Below are 16,442 nucleotides of genomic sequence, written 5' to 3'. Positions count from 1 at the left end.
CTGTTGTTACACGAGCTGCCCGGTTAATTGCCTGCAGTTTGTATTATCTGAGCCCTACCCCCAGGAGTTGGTTAAATACCCACTGTTTGTAGGTGCCTTCCGACCCGCTGACGATGTTCCTCCCCCACCAGTAATCAAAGAAGAAGAAGTTATGGGACCAGGTGCTGGACCAGTAAGGCGCGTTACCCATTGGCCAACGGTTGCCATAAGCGCGACTTAGATCACGCAACTCACTCAGGGACGCCACGCGCACGCCTTGACTCCTGGCCCGGTTGTTGATGTCGGTCTTGGTGCCCTGGCCCAGGCCATAGCACAGCACAACGCCGCTCACATACAGCGTAAAGCTGCGCGTTTGCGCGGGTACGGAAGCGTCACGCACGCTGATCATCGCCGATCCGTTACCCCGCACCGTCACGTAACCCGTGGAGTCCACGACGGCCACCGAGGTGTCGCTGGATGAATAAATATAATTGGGCGTGCCACCGGAGGCCACGCGTCGAATCGAGTTGCTGGAGTCGAACGTCGGCAACGTGGAGGAGTTACCCGGGATCAAGTAAGTGCGTCCATTGAGGGAGACTGAGCTCTGATCAAAAATCAGCGGTTTGAGCAGCGAAATGATGTATTCGGTGGTGGGGAACGCCACCGCCTGGGACTCATCTTCACTGCCGTCAAACGTGACCTTCATGTGCACGGTGACGCGCGCATTATTCGGCAAACCCAGCAACCAGGCGCGGCTCACCGGAATATTCGCCAAACCGTTGGCTTGCTCTGCCCCAGTGAGCGCATGATTCGTCAGCAATACCAGCGGCGAAATCCCCACGGCCGAGGTGGTGACTTTTAACCAGACACGCTGCCCGGCAACACTTAACGGCCACTTCGGCGAGGCCGCGATGGCATCGCCCGGAAGGTCGGGAGGATTGAGGCTGCCACCGTTGGCTACCCGATTGATCAACACCCTTGGCAACTTGGCCGACTGGATGTCTTTGACTACCACGGTCTGCACCTCGGAATTGGCCGAGCCGCCCGCTCCCAGTTCCACCGAATAATGCAGGTTGATGGTTTTGCCAGCGCTGGTGCCGAGGATCGCGTTGCTGATATTAAACGTCACCGTTCCGCCAGCCAGACCGTTCTGGGTCTGCATATACGGGATGGTGCCATCCGCGTAAATCCAGTGCAGGGTAATCCGGTCCTGGCCGCTCATGTCCTCGTAGGTCACCAGCACCTGGCATTTGTTTTCCGAGACTATCGGATCAATCGAAACACTTGCGCCCGTGGCAGGCGTGGAGAGGTTGATCGCCGGATGCGGGAAGGTCCTGACTTCGCGCTGGATCATATGGTGCCTGACGTCAAACAACACCGCGTCGTCGATGTAATTGCTCTGGTTGAACGCCACCCAGAAGCTGATCGTCAACGGCGTCCAGTCTTTCAGGTTGCGCAAGCGGGTCACTGGGGAAAAGCTGGCAAGACCGTCGAACACTTCGGCCGGGCTGACGGGACGCGCCCGCAGGTCCTCTTCATCATAGGGCGTGTCGTCGATAAAGGTGCCTTCATAGCGCAACCACATACGCTGATCCACGTGGGCATACATCCACGGTTGCACACGGGTCCTGTCCAAGTCTTCAAGGCGCGGAATTTCCAACACGGCACTCTCGCCGATGCTGTCGATCAATGGTCCAGGCAGGCGGTGCAACGACAGCAAGCGCAGGCTCAGCACCGGCGAAGGCGTTGCATAGCCGTTGCGGATCACTTGAAAAGACACCTCGATATCCCGGCCATAGGGATGGATGTTGAAACCAATCGCCTCGGTCGGAATCGTGAAGTCAATGAAGTCGCCGCTCTGGCCGTCCTTGATTTCGTAATGGGTGCCGCTACCCGCAAGCCCTTTCCAGCTGACTTCAACCTGGTCGGCGAGCTTAATCTGCTCATAGCGGACCCTGACCGTCGCGCCAGCCGGCCAGACCACCGCCGGATCCAGCTCATCGGGTTCAGTGGTGGCCTGCAGTACTTCGGGTAAAAACAGCTCGCCCAACGCGGTCCCGACGGTCACTTGCAGTTCTTCGGAGTATTGAAGAACGTTGAAACGATCGATCCAGTAACTGACGGTGAGCGTGCCGTCCACGTTATCGGTAAACAATGACTTGGGGATGTCCAGAATCAGCGGTTCGGCGTCCTCGAACAAATGGTAATCAAGCTCCAGTTCGCCGCCGAGTGACCCCGTGTATTTGACGGTGACCCAATCACCGCCCTTGAACGGTGTACCCAGTTCAAGGGTACCGGTACTGCCAACGGTAACCGGATCGACGTTGCCATTGATCGCCTCGAGAATGACCGGTGCAGGCAAGGTCCTGGGCGGACGGCCGATCTGCACCCATCGGCGGTCCGACTCCCGAAGCCCGATGGCTCCGTTGACGTTATAGTGGACATTGCTCTCGCGCAGTCCCTCGAAACGCATGTACTCGGCGTTCAAAAAGTCCCGGGTACGCGGATGGAAGCCGGCCAGCCGTGTAGACGAAACACGCTCTGAGGTGCCGTCCAGGTGTTTACCCAGGATGACCACCTCCAGGGAATCACCGGCACCGCCCGGTGGCTGGTAATCAGGCATGGCCGCGGTAATGCGCGGAAGGTCCGGCGGAATATACGATCCAACGGCTTCCAGGACGTCGGGCCGGGGCAACTCATAGCGCGTCCCGACCACCGAGACGGTGGTCTTCCTGGAGGGGAGATCATCTTCGCCTGCGCGTTCGCGCACGTAAGAGACAGTCATCGTGCTTTGAATCAGGGAGATGATCAGGTCATTCCTGATGGAAAACTCGTAAAACTTAGGCACCCTGTCGACGAGTTGCCGCAAGGACTCAGTGACCACCACTCCGTCGGCGGTGGTGCCCTGCACCGTCAGATAAATATAGTCGCCTACCAGGAAGTCCGGATCCCTGCGTGGGACTTCCACTTCGGCAAACACAGGCAGCGTGGTGAGTGAGTCAGCGTCTACCACCGAGGTGATCAGATTGTCCTGAATCACTTCGGGCTGGCGCAGCAGCTCCAGTTCCAGATCCACCTGCACCGGCACCGGCTTGCACCAGGGCTGCAATTCTCCGGAGCGGTTACGCACCTCGTCATACAGGTAGAACTGCACGACAAAATGACCGCTCCCCACCAGGTTCAGGAAGTCTGTGCCAATCACGAACTCCAGGTCCTTCCCCACCTGATCGGCGGTAATCGGTGGCACGTCAAAACGTTCCGCGCCCCAATAGAACATCACCAGATCGTTGACCCGCATGAACTCCCAGGCCTTGATCGTTGCAGTGACGTCCATATCGGCACCGATGGCTGTATCCGACAAGGTAAGGATCAGTTTGGAGTGCCAATTCTCCTGCGGGCGCTCATCGGCTCCACCCGGCCGCGTTTCCTTCACGAACACGATTTGGGGAATGGACGTGCTGGACGTATTGGAGCCGACCCTCAGCACCTCGCCGTAGACATCCGGAACGAAGCCCAGCTCCACCAGACTTCGCGGCACGTTCAAGAAAAAGCGCTGGTCGCCCACATCTGACGGCTGCACCTTGTTCGAGGCCGCGATCTTGCCATTCATCCAGATCAAGTACGTATCGCCGACATTGAGCTTCGTCCAGCGCTCGAAGACGAAGTCCAGCCCTTCTTCAATATGACGAATGCCCACCCCATACGCGGCGCCGTCTACCGGTACTACCTGCTGGGGGGATGTGTAGGGGGAGTCCAGGTCTTCGAGAATCATCACGCCTGGACGGGTCAGCGATTCCTTCACCTCGGGGGGCTTTCTTTTTACGGGTTGTGGCCTGACAGCGACCGGCCTGGCAGTCTTGCTCTCTACTGGCTCGGGTCCAGTATCGGCGGATTTAGTTGGCATGATCGAACTCCAAGTTGAACCGCGTGCGGATAAAGCACGCGCCAAAGTCGATCAAATACCCGAACCACCGTAGCGTCTACCTGTCAGAATTGACAGTGGCGACAGAAGGTATGCCCGACAGCTTGCTCCGCGAAATCGCCGTCGGCACCGATAACCTGTGTTTACACTTTGTCCGACATTTTTTTCACGATTTATTCACACCCGGGCCCGTAGTGTGAAGCCTCATCCGTTACAAACGCTGCACATCAAGCCCGCCGCCCCAGCGGGCTTTTTTTTGCGCGTGGTTTGACGGCGTCCGCGGGGGCGTATCCATGAAGCTGGCCCGCGCATTGCGAGCCGGCTTGCAGTCGATCAAAGGGCTACCTTGCCGGGTGCGGGCATCGCCGCCTGCTCGCGAATGGCGCGCTGCGTATCGAGTACCCGCGCCAAGGCCAATTCGGCTTCCGGACTTTGCTGCGGTACCCGAATGGCCGCAGAGACCAGGGTGATCAGCTTGGCCATGACTTCGGCGTCGGTGGCCGGGCGGCCCAGACTCATGGAGTTCATCAGCAAGCGCAGCTCGGTGCCGGCCATGACTCCGGAGATTGCCTTGAGGGCAAATTGCAGGCGCACCCCCAGCTCATTACGTGGCAGGTCCGGCAAAGCCTGCGCGAACGCTTCGAAAAAACGCTGGAAAACCGGCTGGTAGTGAACCTTGAGGTATTCCTGGATAAACGGCGAAGTGTCGCTGTAGACGCGCCCCAGGAAACGAATGAAGGAGCGCCCTTCGCCACTGGCCGGGTCGGCACGCTCCATGCCCATGGCCGGCGCGAACAACACGCCGAGCAACGTGTCACAATCCAGCGGCCCATCGGATTCGGCCTCGCACCGCGCAAGCAACTCCAGGCGCTGCTCGTTGAGCGGCTCCAGGCGTTGCATCAGCAGGGTTTTCATCAGGGAATCCTTGTCCCCGAAGTGGTAGTTCACCGCCGCGAGATTGACCTGGGCCTTCTCGGTAATCTGTCGCAGCAGGACGGCGTCATAACCGTACTTGATGAAAAGAGCCTCTGTCGCGTCCAGCAATCGGGTCTTGGTAACGTTTGGAGCACTGAGTTTCTTCACGGCCATATCAGTTCCACGGCGGAATATTGTTTTAAAAATAATTTTGATTTTTTATACCGGGGCCGTTGATCGAAAGCAAGTAGTGACACTGCGCCATACTATCCAAAGGCCATGCCGGGGGCGTCATGAGCGGTGTTCCAAAAACACCTGCCAGAGTTTTTCCTCCACTCTCTTGCTGGGCGCGGCAAGAAAAACCGCTCTATCTCTGTGGCTGGCGAAGCCCGGTGATCAAGGTTACTATTCAAACAATGTTTTAAAAACAAGAATAAAATCCAGCTATTGGCAGCCGTCCCGCGCCCCCGGAACTTGTTACAAGAATTTTCAGGGTTAGGCTCGGATCGCCGTAGCGCAAGGCGTAGTCATGATGACAAGCACCCCACCGCTCCCAGGCTTCATTTCCCTGCAAGGCATCGGCAAAAGTTATCAATTGGCCGGGCAGCATCTGGCGATTCTCAATGACGTCAGCCTGTCGATCGCCAGCGGCGACAGTTGCGGCATCCTCGGAGCTTCCGGCTCCGGCAAAAGTACCCTGCTCAATATTCTCGGCCTGCTCGATTTGCCCGACTGCGGAGCGTACTGCTTTGCCGGCCACGACATTTTCAGTGCCACACCCGATCAGCTCGCCGCGATCCGCAACCAGCAGATCGGCTTCGTCTTCCAGAGTTTCAACCTGCTGCCGCGTCTCAGCGCCCTGGACAATGTGGCCCTGCCCCTGAGCTATCGCGGAGTATCGCGCCATGAGTCGCTGGAGCGCGCCCTGCACATGCTCGATCAAGTCGGCCTGGCCGAGCGCGCCCACCATCGCCCTGCCGATCTCTCCGGTGGGCAGCGCCAGCGGGTAGCGATTGCCAGGGCGCTGGTGGGTGCACCGTCGGTGATTCTCGCCGACGAACCCACCGGTAATCTCGATAGCCACACCGCCCAGGAAATCATGGACCTGCTGCTGGCCCTCAATCGCGAACAACACGTCACGCTGATCATCGTCACCCATGACCCGCACATTGCCGAACGCTTGAATCGCAAGATTCTGGTGCGCAACGGCGTCGTGCAGGAGGCCGGGCGCCTATGAATCTGCGGGTCGAACAGAGCCTGAGCCAATTACTGCACGAAGCATTCGTCAGCCTGCGGACCTTGGGCAAGCGTTCGATCCTCGCACTGCTGGGGATCGTGATCGGCAGTTCATCGGTGGTGGCGCTGATCAATATCGGCCATAACGCCGCCGAAGATGCCGCGCTGATTTTCAAGGACATGGGCACCGACACCCTGGTGGCGCAGTTCCCACCCAAAGGCAACAGCAGCGTCCCGCGACCCGCCAGCCTGGATCTGGAGGCGGTGCGTAAAGCCGTACCGCAAATTGCCCATATCGGTGCCATTAGCCTGTTCAGTGGCCCCGTGGTGTTCCATGGCCGTACCACCAACGCCAGCCTGGTAGGCAGCACGCCAGACCTCAAGGACGCCATGCGCTTGTCGCTGCGCGAAGGCCGGTTCCTTTCCGAGTTCGATCACGCGCAAACCTACGCCGTGGTCGGCGAACACGTTGCCCAGGCCTTGGGCGCACCGGGCGACCCGCTGCTGCTGGGTGATCGCGTGCGGATCAATGACTATCTGTTCGAGGTCATCGGCATTCTCCACAACCAGCCCCGGGCGATGCTGATTCCGGTGCAGGCCAACGACTCGCTGTTCATTCCCGCCAAAGGCATGCGCCGCATCTATCCGACACCACAGATCGGCAGCGTGGTAATCCGCGCCGCCTCCGGCCAGGATATGGAGCGCGTCGCCAGAGAGGCAGCTACCGCGTTGCGGCCGCAGTTCACCGACCATGACGTCGACATTCAGGTGCCACAACAAATGATCGATGGCATGACCCGCCAGAGCCGCACCTTTGCCTATCTGCTGCTGGCCCTGGGCGCCATCTCGCTGGTGGGCGGAGGTGTCGGGGTGATGAATGTGATGTTGATGAACGTCTCGGAGCGACGCCGGGAAATCGGGATTCGCATGGCCCTTGGCGCTCGCCAGCGGGATATCCGCAACCTGTTCCTGCTGGAAGCGGTGACCTTGACCGCCGTCGGTGCGATGTGCGGTGCGGTGCTGGGCATGAGCGCCGCCTACCTCTATGCCTGGCTGTCGGGCTGGCAATTTTCCCTGGCCGTCGCCGCCCTGCCCCTGGGCGTGGGCAGCACCTTGCTGGTGGGATTATTTTTCGGTATTTACCCGGCCATCTCGGCGTCACGCTTGCAACCGGTGGAGGCGTTGCGCGATGAATAAACCGCTGCTGTTGATCCTTGCCCTGTTGAGCCTGCCCGGCGTTGCCGCCGACAGGGAGCTGCGCCCGTCGGCCCCGACCATTACCCGCAGCGGCTATGAGCGCGGCGTGTCTCTCAACGCCCAGGTCACCACGCTGACGCTCGGTGATGCGGTGTATCTGGGCCTGCGCAATAACCCGCGCATTCGCAGCGCCTACCTGCAGCGCGTGGCGCAGAAGTTCGACCTGCGGGTGGCTGAAGACACGTTCAACCCCAAGCTGGTGCTCAACAGCTATTACCGCAGCACCCAGGGCTCCGAAGATCGTGCCCGCAACGCCAACCTGGCGCCAGCCGCCACGTTGCTGGGAGAATACGGTACCCGACTGAGCATGGCCTGGACCCAGCAACTGAACAACGCCGACCGTGCCGGACGCTACCGCAGCGACGGCCTCGACCTGGCAATCATCCAGCCCCTGATGCGCGGCGCCGGATGGGATGCAACCACCGCCCCGCTACGCCTGTCGCGCCTGGCGGAACAGGCCAACCGTCTCAATCTCAAGGCAAACGTGGCACAGACCATCAGTCAGATTATTGCCACCTACCGGGAGCTGCTGCGTTCCCAGGAGCAACTGAGCATCAGTCAGGAAGCGCTCAAGCGCTCCATGGCGCTGTTGGACGTGAACAGGGCGCTGATCGATGCGGGGCGCATGGCCGAGTTCGAAATCGTCCAGACCGAAGCCGACATTGCCACCCAGCAACTGGGGGTCGAGGAAGCCCAGAACCAACTGGACATCAGCCGCCTGAGCCTCCTGCGCTTGCTCGCGCTGGACCTGTCGACACCGATCCGCGCCAGCGAGGCCCTGGAAGCCTCGCGCATGGATATCGACAAGCGCCAGGCCTTCAATCTGGCGCAGGCCCAGCAACCGGAATACCTCGCCACCCTGCTCGGCAGCCAACAAGCCGACCTCAACCTGGTGATTGCCAAGGACTCCGGACGCTGGCAGGTCGACCTGGTGGCAGGTGCCAATCAAGTGCGTGATGTCACCGATAACGCTACCGGCAATACCCATAACCGGCGCTGGGACAGCTATACCGGGATCCAGGTGCAGATTCCGATCGGCGACATCAGCACCCGCCAAGCCGAGGTTCGCGCACGGGTCAATGTAGAGGACCAGGCCATTCTGATCACGGATGCCCGCCAGGAACTGGAGCGCAACGTCAACAACGTGGTACGCGACCTCGGCACTCGCTGGCGCCAATATGAAATCGCCCAGCGCGCCGTCGAACTGTCGAGGCGCAAGATCGACATCGAGCGCGATAAACTCAGTGCCGGACGCTCCACCAACTTCCAGGTGCTGAGCTTCGAAGCCGACCTGCGTAACGCCGAAAATGCTCGCCTCAATGCACTGATTGCCTATTTGAATGCCCAGACCCAGCTCGACCTGACCCTGGGCATGACACTCGAAAGTTGGGAAATCGCCCTCAATGACTACTAATCAAAAACGCCTGTCGGGCGCTGTATTGCTGGTGCTGCTGGCATGTGCCGGGATCGCGCTGGTCAACCACCAGACGCCTGCCACCGCACAAGCCGACGCCGCCGAGCAATGGCTGGCGGTGAAGCCCGATCCACTGGTGCACCAAATTGGCTTGGTGGGCAAGATCGAACCGGAGACCACCCTCATCCTCACCGCGCCATTTGACGGCAACGTGCAGGCCAATCTGGTTGAGCAGGGTCAACGCGTCGACGCCGGTCAAGTGCTGCTGCGCATGGACCCGGCGACCCTCGAAGTACAACTGCGCGATGCGCTTTCCGCGCAACTCAAGGCACGCCGCACGGTGCAGGAAATGCAGGACTGGGACAGCGGCCAGCAAGTCAGTCGCGCCCGACGCAGTCTGCGTACCGCCGAAATGGCCGCCAGCAATACCCAGCGCAAGCTCACCGAAAGCGAAAACCTGTTCAAGCGCGGCATCATTCCGCGCAATGAACTGGACGACCTCAAGCAGCAGGCCCGGCAGCAACAGTTGGACCTGGCGGCGGCGCGCAGTGAACTGCAACAGACCCTGGAACAAGGCAAAGGCGAATACCGCCAGATCGCCGATATGGAGTTGACCAACGCCACGGTGAAATATGAGGCCTTGCGCATTTTGCTCGATGGCAAGGAGGTCAAGGCGCCATTCTCCGGCATCATCGTTCCCGCGCCGGGCAGCAACGGACCGCCGGGTTCGAGCAGCAACAACGTCCCGGTACAGGCTGGCACTAAAGTCACCCAAGGTCAGGTGCTGTTCGGATTGGCCAATATCGAACGCCTGAAAATCGTCGCCAACGTCTCGGAACTGGATATTAATCAATTGCACCAAGGCCAGGCCGTGGAAGTCATGGGCGATGGTTTCGACGACGAACGCCTGAACGGTTCGGTCAGCGTGGTCAGCGGCCTGGCACTGTCCAACGATAGCCAGGGCAGTGCACAGTTCCCGGTGACACTGTCGATCCCCACGCTCACCCCGCAGCAGTTGCAAAAGGTGCGTTTGGGCATGAGCGCAAGGTTGACCATCGTCACTTACAGCAATGACCAGGCAATCATTGTCCCGGCCCAGGCGATTCGTCGCGATGCGGCTGACATGAGCGTGGAATACCGGGAGTCGATGGATAAGCCGGTGGAGCGAGTGACGGTGACCACCGGGCAGTCCACGGCGTCGGGGGTGGAAGTGTTTGGACTCAAGCCGGGGTTTGTGAAGGTTGGGGGTTGAGGCTGGGACGCGGTTGATCAAAGGCGGTGAGGTTGACTGCGGGGTGCCTGGGGGCTCGGGCAACCGATGAAATCGCCCCCTCACCCCAGCCCTCTCCCGGAGGGAGAGGGGGCCGATTGGGGGATATTTCAGACATTTTCCGACCTGCAAGAGCGGCTTTGAATCCACAATCAAGAGGGTTTTTCAGGTCGCCAATGTTCTCAGCACACTTCGGTCAGCCCCTCGCCCCGTCGGCATAGGTATACCCAATTTTCAGAAACTGACGAATTTCCCCGTGGCGAGCGGGCTTGCCCCGCCTTGGACTGCGAAGCAGTCCCAAAAACCAGCCGCTACGGAGTCTCTGATACACCGCATTCGGCTTACTGGGACGGCTTCGCAGTCCAAGGCGGGGCAAGCCCGCTCGCCACAACAGCCCTATCTGCCTGGATTTAAGCGTTGAGGCAAAGTTGTGTAGATACCTATGCCCTTTTGGGGAGGGGCTTGGGTGGGGGGCGAGCAATCTTCAACCCGCGACCAATCGCGCCGCCAACGCCTTGGCCTGCAAGGCTACATCGGTCACCGCCGTACTTTCCCACCACATCCCGCGCAACGGCGGCCCCATGGCGAACAGTCGCTCGCTGGCGATGCCCTGCACATCCAGCACCGCGCCGGACTCATCCGCGGCGATCCCCAACGCCAGCGGCCCTGGCTGAACCAGGCCACGCGCCAGCAGTTGTCGGGGCAGCGGCCGGGCAACCCGGCGCCAGTCGTACTCGATACCACTGGAATTAATCAACGCGCAACCACTGACAAATGTCGCATGCAACTCGCCACGGCGGCGCAGACGCAGGGTAACTTGACCATTCGCCGACGGCTCCACTCCCTGGAACGACGCGGCTTGAATGCGCAACCGCCCTTCCCCATGCAACCGCTCCACCAACGCTGCACTCAAGGGTGGCGAGCGGTGATGATGGCTTTCCCACCAGGGCCGTACATGACGCACGAACTGACGCTTGTGCCGTTCACTGGCCTGGCTCCACAAGCGCGCGATGTGTACCCGTACGGTGTCCAGCGGCGCCTGCCAGTCGATGCCTTGCGCCATCGCACGCCGACATTGCCGGCGCACTTCCCGCATTAATTGCAGGGGGCTGCAAAGACGCTGGTCCCCAGCCAGGAAGTCCTCCCAGGCCGGGGGCTGGCGACGGACATGAGGCAACAGGCCGTGGCGGGAAAACACCTCGATAGGCCCGCGATGACCGGCCTGCTCCAGCGACACCACGGCATCCACCATGGTCAGGCCGGAGCCGATGATCAGCACCGTCGACTGCGGATCCAGTTGACGCATGGCGTCCACATCCCAGGGGTCGACGGCGGCCGCGTTCAAACCGCTGGAAGAGGTCTGCGGCGTGCGCGCCGCCGGGAACATACCGGTGGCCAACACCGCACAATCACCCCGTAGCTGCTCGCCGTTGTCCAAGGTCAGCAAGGTCGAGGACCTGTCCACCTGCACGTCGATCACTTCGGCGCGGATGTGTTCGACGCGGGACGCCGACAGCGCCTTGGCCTCAGCCAATCGCTGTTGCGCGTACAGGCCGAAGAGCCCCCGAGGCGGAAACAGTTCGCTGACGGGCACGTGCTGGCGGTCCGACTCCGGCCACCCGCCCGCGGCGATATGGGCGGTCAACCATTGGGTCAAATCATCGGCATTGTCCGGGTCGACACTCATGCGCGCCGCATTGCCGTTCAAGGTGTGGCCCAACTCCACTGCGCTGTAGGCTTCGCCACGACCCAGCTCGTCGCGCGGCTCGATCACCAGGATCTGCCGGGCGCCAGGCAAGCGCAGCAGTTGCACCGCCAGCAGTGTGCCGCTCAAGCCGCCGCCGATGATCAGCACATTGGCGGTGCGGATCCCCTGTCCGTCTTCGGTTTCATTCATGAACATGCGCCCTTACTGTCTCGCCCAATAGATGTCGTGCACCTACAACCCGGCAGCGGTGCCGCTGAATATTTCGCAGTATCCGGCAAGCGGCCTGCGACGCATAGTCGAGTGCGACGTTGATAATCCATTCGTCGCTCATAAGCGCGACGCGAACTGAGTACGCGACCTGAACAGCGCGGAAATCGAAAATAAACTAAACCTTTGCCCCACCTCCCGGTTCGAAAAAATAGCGGCACCTTGACCGCACCAAAACCTGGAGAACGACATGTACAAATTACCGATAAAACAAATAGGTTTGTCTTGCCTGCTCATCGCCGCCAGTATTCAGGGCGCCATGGCCGCCGCCTCCAACAACTTCGTGGAAGAAGCGGCGCAAGGTGGCATCAACGAAATTGAAAGTGGCAAATTGGCCCTCGAGAAAAGCAGCTCCGCCGACATCAAGACGTTCGCCAATCAAATGATCAGCGATCACCGCGAAGCCAATCAACAACTCAAAAATCTTGCCAAAAAACTCGATATTGAAGTGCCTGACGATGCCTCGCTCACCGCCAAAGCCAAGCAGATGATCCTCGAAATCCGCGACGAGTCCTTTGATAAGGCCTACGCCAACAACCAAGTGATGGCTCATGAACAGACCGTCGAGTTGTTCAAGAAAGAGGCCGCATCCTCGGATCACCCCGAGCTCAAGGCCTTTGCCGAGAAAACCCTGCCCAAGCTGCAGCATCATCTAGACATGGCCAAAAAACTCCAGGGCCAGTACGCCAAATAAGACGACGGGCATCCCCGCAGTCGCGGGGTTGTGCCCTGACCACTCGTCGGCACTCTTTAAGGTTTTATTAAACCCTTGCTCCTTCTCTGACTTCTTAACTAACACACGCTTACTTTTTTGCCCGTGTGCAACGCGCCGACGATGTCAGTTCGGGCGCCCACGACTCACCGTAAAATCCACAGGGTAAGCGTCATGAATCATTTAGGACTGTCGATACTTGAAATAAGAAGCCTGATCGAAAAAGCGCTCCAGCCCGACCACTGCATCTGCGAATGCCATGACGGCAAGACGTTGAGCATCGATTTGACCTGTCACGCCGACCCGGCGCTGACTCTTCATTTAAGCGGTATTGCCCTCAGCGACTTAAACTCCTTCAGGGCTGTTGCCGACCTCATTGCCAAGGCTCGCTACGAGCTGATATCCACACGTTCGCCGCAAACGACTGGTCATGCGACCAGCCGATCAGGCGCAGCCGACCTTCGGCAGCACACTCGCAACGGCTCGCCTTCGCGTTACGCCGGCAGATGATCCGGTGGCAGCGGCCCCGGCGCATTGCCGGGAGCCGCGGAGCGACCGCTGGGGCTAAACCCAGCCGCCATCGACGATAAAGTTCTGCGCCGAACACATGGCCGACACGTCAGAAGCCAGAAACAGCGCCATATGGGCGATATGCTCAGGTTGCACACTGCCCGGCAAGCATTGGCTGCGACTGATCAGTTCCCGTGCCGCGTCATCGACCCAGAGCGCCAGTTGCTTTTGCGTCATGACCCATCCCGGCACCAGCGTGTTAACCCGGATATGCCAAGGTCCCAGCTCCCGCGCCAGGCCGCGGGTCATGCCGTGGGTCGCCGCTTTACTGGCTGCGTACACCGGGTAACCACCGGACGCCATCATCCAGCCGATCGACCCCAGATTGATGATCGCGCCCTGCCCCGCGGCCTTCATCATCGGAACCACCGCCTGGCTGGCGAAAAACGCGTGCTTGAGGTTAACCCCGATCAGTTTTTCGAACATCGCCGAATCGATGTCTTCCAGGCTGTGCCGTACATCGTTGGCGGCATTATTGATCAACACCGTGATCGGCCCCAGCGCGTGGGCGATGTGGGCGATGGCGGTTTTGTAGGCGTGCTCATCGGTGACATCGCAGTGCACGAATTCGACGCGATGGTCGTGGGCCAACAGCTCGGCAGCCAGTTGCTCGCCCTGGCTTTGGGCCATGTCGACAAATCCGACGTGTGCGCCCTGCTGTGCAAAGGCGCGCACCAGTGCTTCGCCAATCCCCGAGGCGCCACCGGAAACCAGGACAGTCTTACCCTTCAGGTCGGCATACACCACCTGGGAACCGGCAACTTCTTGATTATTCATAAAATGCTCACCCCAACCAATTAGTCTTATTTTATATTGCAAAAAAGCCAAGAAACGCTATAAATTTGCAGAGCAATCGCACTATATCTGAAAATTAGTAGAACTATTCCATTCAAAATAACAAAAGGAAGTTCAACGATGCCACACTCTCGACACCTGCTTTCGAGCCTTGGCCTGTCCCTGATGATGGCCAGCCTCGGCGCCCAGGCCGCCGGCTTGTCCAGCGAACACAAACCTTTCGGCAAAACCAACGACGGTACCGCCGTCGAGCAATACGTGCTGCGTAACAGTCATGGCATGCAAGCCACGGTCATTACTTACGGCGGCGTCCTGCAATCCCTGATCGTGCCGGATAAAAACGGCCAGCTCGACGACGTGGTCCTGGGCTTTGACGATGTACAGGGCTACCAGAGTGGAACCGCCTTCTTCGGCGCCACCATCGGACGCTTTGGCAACCGCTTGGCCAAAGGCGCCTTTGAACTGGACGGCAAGCGGTACCAGGTACCGCTCAACGATGGACCCAACGCGCTGCATGGCGGTGCCGAGGGTTTCGACAAGCGCGTCTGGCAAGCCGAACCGGTCAAGAGCAAGGATTCGGTGGGCGTGACGTTGAGCTACCTGTCCAAGGACGGCGAAATGGGCTTTCCCGGGAACCTGAAAACCCAGGTCACCTACCGTCTCAACGATAAAAACGAGCTGCACATCGAGTACACCGCGACCACTGACAAACCGACGGTGCTCAACCTCACCAACCACAGTTATTTCAACCTGGCCGGTGCCGGTAACGGCGACATCCTCAACCAGCTCGCCACCTTGCACGCCAGCCATTACACGCCGGTCAACGGCACCTTGATTCCCACCGGTGAGTTGGCCCCGGTCGCCGGCACCCCGATGGACTTCCTGCAACCCACCGCCATCGGCAAACACATCAAGGACGATCATCCCCAGCTGAAATTCGCCGAGCCGAAACAAGGTGGCTTCGACTTCAACTGGGTCCTGGATGCCAAGGGTGATCTCGGCAAACCGGCCGCCGAGGTACACGATCCGCAATCCGGGCGCCATCTGCAGCTCTACACCACGGAACCGGGCGTGCAGTTCTATACCAGCAACTTCCTCGATGGTTCGGTCAAGGGCAAGGCCGGCAAGACTTACAACCACTGGAGCGCGTTTACCCTGGAAACCCAGCACTACCCTGACGCGCCGAACCAGCCGAACTTCCCTTCGACGCGGCTGGATCCGGGGCAGACGTATACGCAACACACGGTGTTCAAATTCTCTACCGACTGAGTCGGTCATTGAACCTCGCTTCAATCGGCGCGGGTCGAGCACGCCTCATTGACGCTGGTCGGTACCTGCACGTATCAGGTGCCGGCCCGCTGCACAGGCGCGGCGGGAGCATCTGATACGCTTTTTTCTGGAGCATCTGAATCTGTACCGAACAGCCTTCATTCGTGACAATGAATCACTCCCGAGGCACTCGCGGAGCCCGACGGGAATCGTCCTGTCGTTCATCTTCCTTTCGGAGGCCCCATGGCTAAGATGGCATTTTTTCTGTTCGGCTTTTTAGCACTGACCATCGCGATTGGCCTGCTCGCCACGGTCTCACCGGTTTGACGCGTTCAACCCGCAAACAACATCGGGTACAAAGAAAGCACCAGCAGCCCCGCCATTGACCAATTGAACACTCTCAACCAGCGCGGATTACGCAACACGCTGCGCAAACCGCTGCCAAACCCCGCCCACACGCACACACTGGGTAGGTTGATCAGCGCAAACACTATTGCGATCACCAGCACGTTGGTGAAATAGCCTTGCGCGGGGGTATAGGTAGTAATCGCGCCCAACGCCATGACCCAGGCCTTGGGGTTGACCCACTGGAACACCGCCGCGCCCAGGAAAGTCATAGGTGTGTGGTTGCCGTGGGTGTCATCCGACAGAGGGCTGGACGTCGCAATCTTCCACGCCAGGTACAGCAAGTACGCCGCCCCGACATAGCGCAACGTCGCATAGGCCCCCGGCAGCGCCTTGAACACTTCCCCCAGGCCCAGGCCGACCGAGATCACCAGCACCATAAACCCCAGGCTGATCCCCAGGGCGTGAGGCATTGAGCGCCGAAAGCCGAAGTTCACGCCGGACGCCAATAACATCGTGTTATTCGGTCCCGGCGTGATCGAAGACACGAAGGCGAACAGCGCAAAGGCTGAAAGCAGGCTTGAGGACATGAACATGGGGCGTCATCCAGGCGAATTGTTGTCGCCCTGACAGTAGAGTGTTCGGCGCAGCCTCGCCCCGTACAGCTATAAGCAGATCGAGAGATACACTTTCTTCACGGATGCGCCGCATGAAGCCTGGGAGGTAGACGTCCAATAGACAAACCGCTGGTCAGCGGTCGACTTTATCCAAGGTGAGCCACGC

Annotated in this window: 12 protein-coding genes; 7 read left to right on the top strand and 5 right to left on the bottom strand. The window is 59.7% G+C overall.

Features of this window, described 5'->3' with window-relative positions; genetic code table 11:
* Positions 1–43: 43 nt before the first annotated feature.
* Positions 44–3,781 (bottom strand): immunoglobulin-like domain-containing protein, encoded by a 3,738-nt coding sequence (locus tag AC6CIA_RS22760; protein WP_498315315.1) that lies wholly within the window; start codon positions 3,779–3,781, stop codon positions 44–46.
* A 453-nt stretch (positions 3,782–4,234) separates the two neighbouring features.
* Positions 4,235–4,990: a TetR/AcrR family transcriptional regulator gene (locus tag AC6CIA_RS22755; protein WP_090221415.1), complete on the bottom strand. Its 756-nt coding sequence runs from the start codon at positions 4,988–4,990 to the stop codon at positions 4,235–4,237.
* 355 nt (positions 4,991–5,345) lie between these two features.
* On the opposite strand from AC6CIA_RS22755, the gene AC6CIA_RS22750 reads away from it, so the two are divergent.
* From AC6CIA_RS22750 to AC6CIA_RS22735, 4 genes are read left to right on the top strand one after another with little or no spacing between them, the layout of a single operon-like run.
* Positions 5,346–6,053: an ABC transporter ATP-binding protein gene (locus AC6CIA_RS22750; RefSeq protein ID WP_498315313.1), complete on the top strand. Its 708-nt coding sequence runs from the start codon at positions 5,346–5,348 to the stop codon at positions 6,051–6,053.
* Positions 6,050–7,249, top strand: coding sequence for an ABC transporter permease (locus AC6CIA_RS22745; protein WP_498315311.1), 1,200 nt, complete (start codon positions 6,050–6,052; stop codon positions 7,247–7,249). Before AC6CIA_RS22750 ends, AC6CIA_RS22745 begins: the two co-directional genes overlap by 4 nt.
* Positions 7,242–8,723 (top strand): TolC family protein, encoded by a 1,482-nt coding sequence (locus tag AC6CIA_RS22740; RefSeq protein WP_498315309.1) that lies wholly within the window; start codon positions 7,242–7,244, stop codon positions 8,721–8,723. Before AC6CIA_RS22745 ends, AC6CIA_RS22740 begins: the two co-directional genes overlap by 8 nt.
* Positions 8,713–9,975: an efflux RND transporter periplasmic adaptor subunit gene (locus tag AC6CIA_RS22735; RefSeq protein WP_498315307.1), complete on the top strand. Its 1,263-nt coding sequence runs from the start codon at positions 8,713–8,715 to the stop codon at positions 9,973–9,975. Before AC6CIA_RS22740 ends, AC6CIA_RS22735 begins: the two co-directional genes overlap by 11 nt.
* A gap of 502 nt (positions 9,976–10,477) precedes the next feature.
* Here AC6CIA_RS22735 and AC6CIA_RS22730 read toward each other — a convergent pair.
* Positions 10,478–11,890 carry an FAD/NAD(P)-binding protein gene (locus AC6CIA_RS22730; RefSeq protein ID WP_498315305.1) on the bottom strand — a complete coding sequence of 471 codons (1,413 nt, stop codon included), beginning with the start codon at positions 11,888–11,890 and terminating at the stop codon, positions 10,478–10,480.
* Between the two features lie 268 nt (positions 11,891–12,158).
* Here AC6CIA_RS22730 and AC6CIA_RS22725 point away from each other — a divergent pair, with 268 nt between their 5' ends.
* Positions 12,159–12,662 carry a DUF4142 domain-containing protein gene (locus tag AC6CIA_RS22725; protein ID WP_498315303.1) on the top strand — a complete coding sequence of 168 codons (504 nt, stop codon included), beginning with the start codon at positions 12,159–12,161 and terminating at the stop codon, positions 12,660–12,662.
* A 192-nt stretch (positions 12,663–12,854) separates the two neighbouring features.
* Positions 12,855–13,190 carry a DUF1652 domain-containing protein gene (locus AC6CIA_RS22720; protein ID WP_498315301.1) on the top strand — a complete coding sequence of 112 codons (336 nt, stop codon included), beginning with the start codon at positions 12,855–12,857 and terminating at the stop codon, positions 13,188–13,190.
* Between the two features lie 54 nt (positions 13,191–13,244).
* On the opposite strand, the gene AC6CIA_RS22715 is transcribed toward AC6CIA_RS22720, so the two are convergent.
* Entirely contained in the window at positions 13,245–14,027 is a 783-nt protein-coding gene (locus tag AC6CIA_RS22715; RefSeq protein ID WP_498315299.1) for an SDR family NAD(P)-dependent oxidoreductase, read from the bottom strand.
* Between the two features lie 138 nt (positions 14,028–14,165).
* On the opposite strand from AC6CIA_RS22715, the gene AC6CIA_RS22710 reads away from it, so the two are divergent.
* Positions 14,166–15,314, top strand: coding sequence for an aldose epimerase family protein (locus AC6CIA_RS22710; protein ID WP_498315297.1), 1,149 nt, complete (start codon positions 14,166–14,168; stop codon positions 15,312–15,314).
* A 332-nt stretch (positions 15,315–15,646) separates the two neighbouring features.
* Here AC6CIA_RS22710 and AC6CIA_RS22705 read toward each other — a convergent pair whose 3' ends face one another.
* A complete protein-coding gene (locus AC6CIA_RS22705; protein ID WP_498315295.1) occupies positions 15,647–16,255 on the bottom strand; it encodes a LysE family translocator in 609 nt (202 codons plus the stop codon).
* Positions 16,256–16,442 lie beyond the last annotated feature (187 nt).

The sequence above is a fragment of the Pseudomonas sp. GQ91 genome (genome assembly GCF_059758795.1).
Note: the sequence above shows the minus strand (reverse complement) of the source record. Positions and strands in the feature narration are given on the sequence as shown.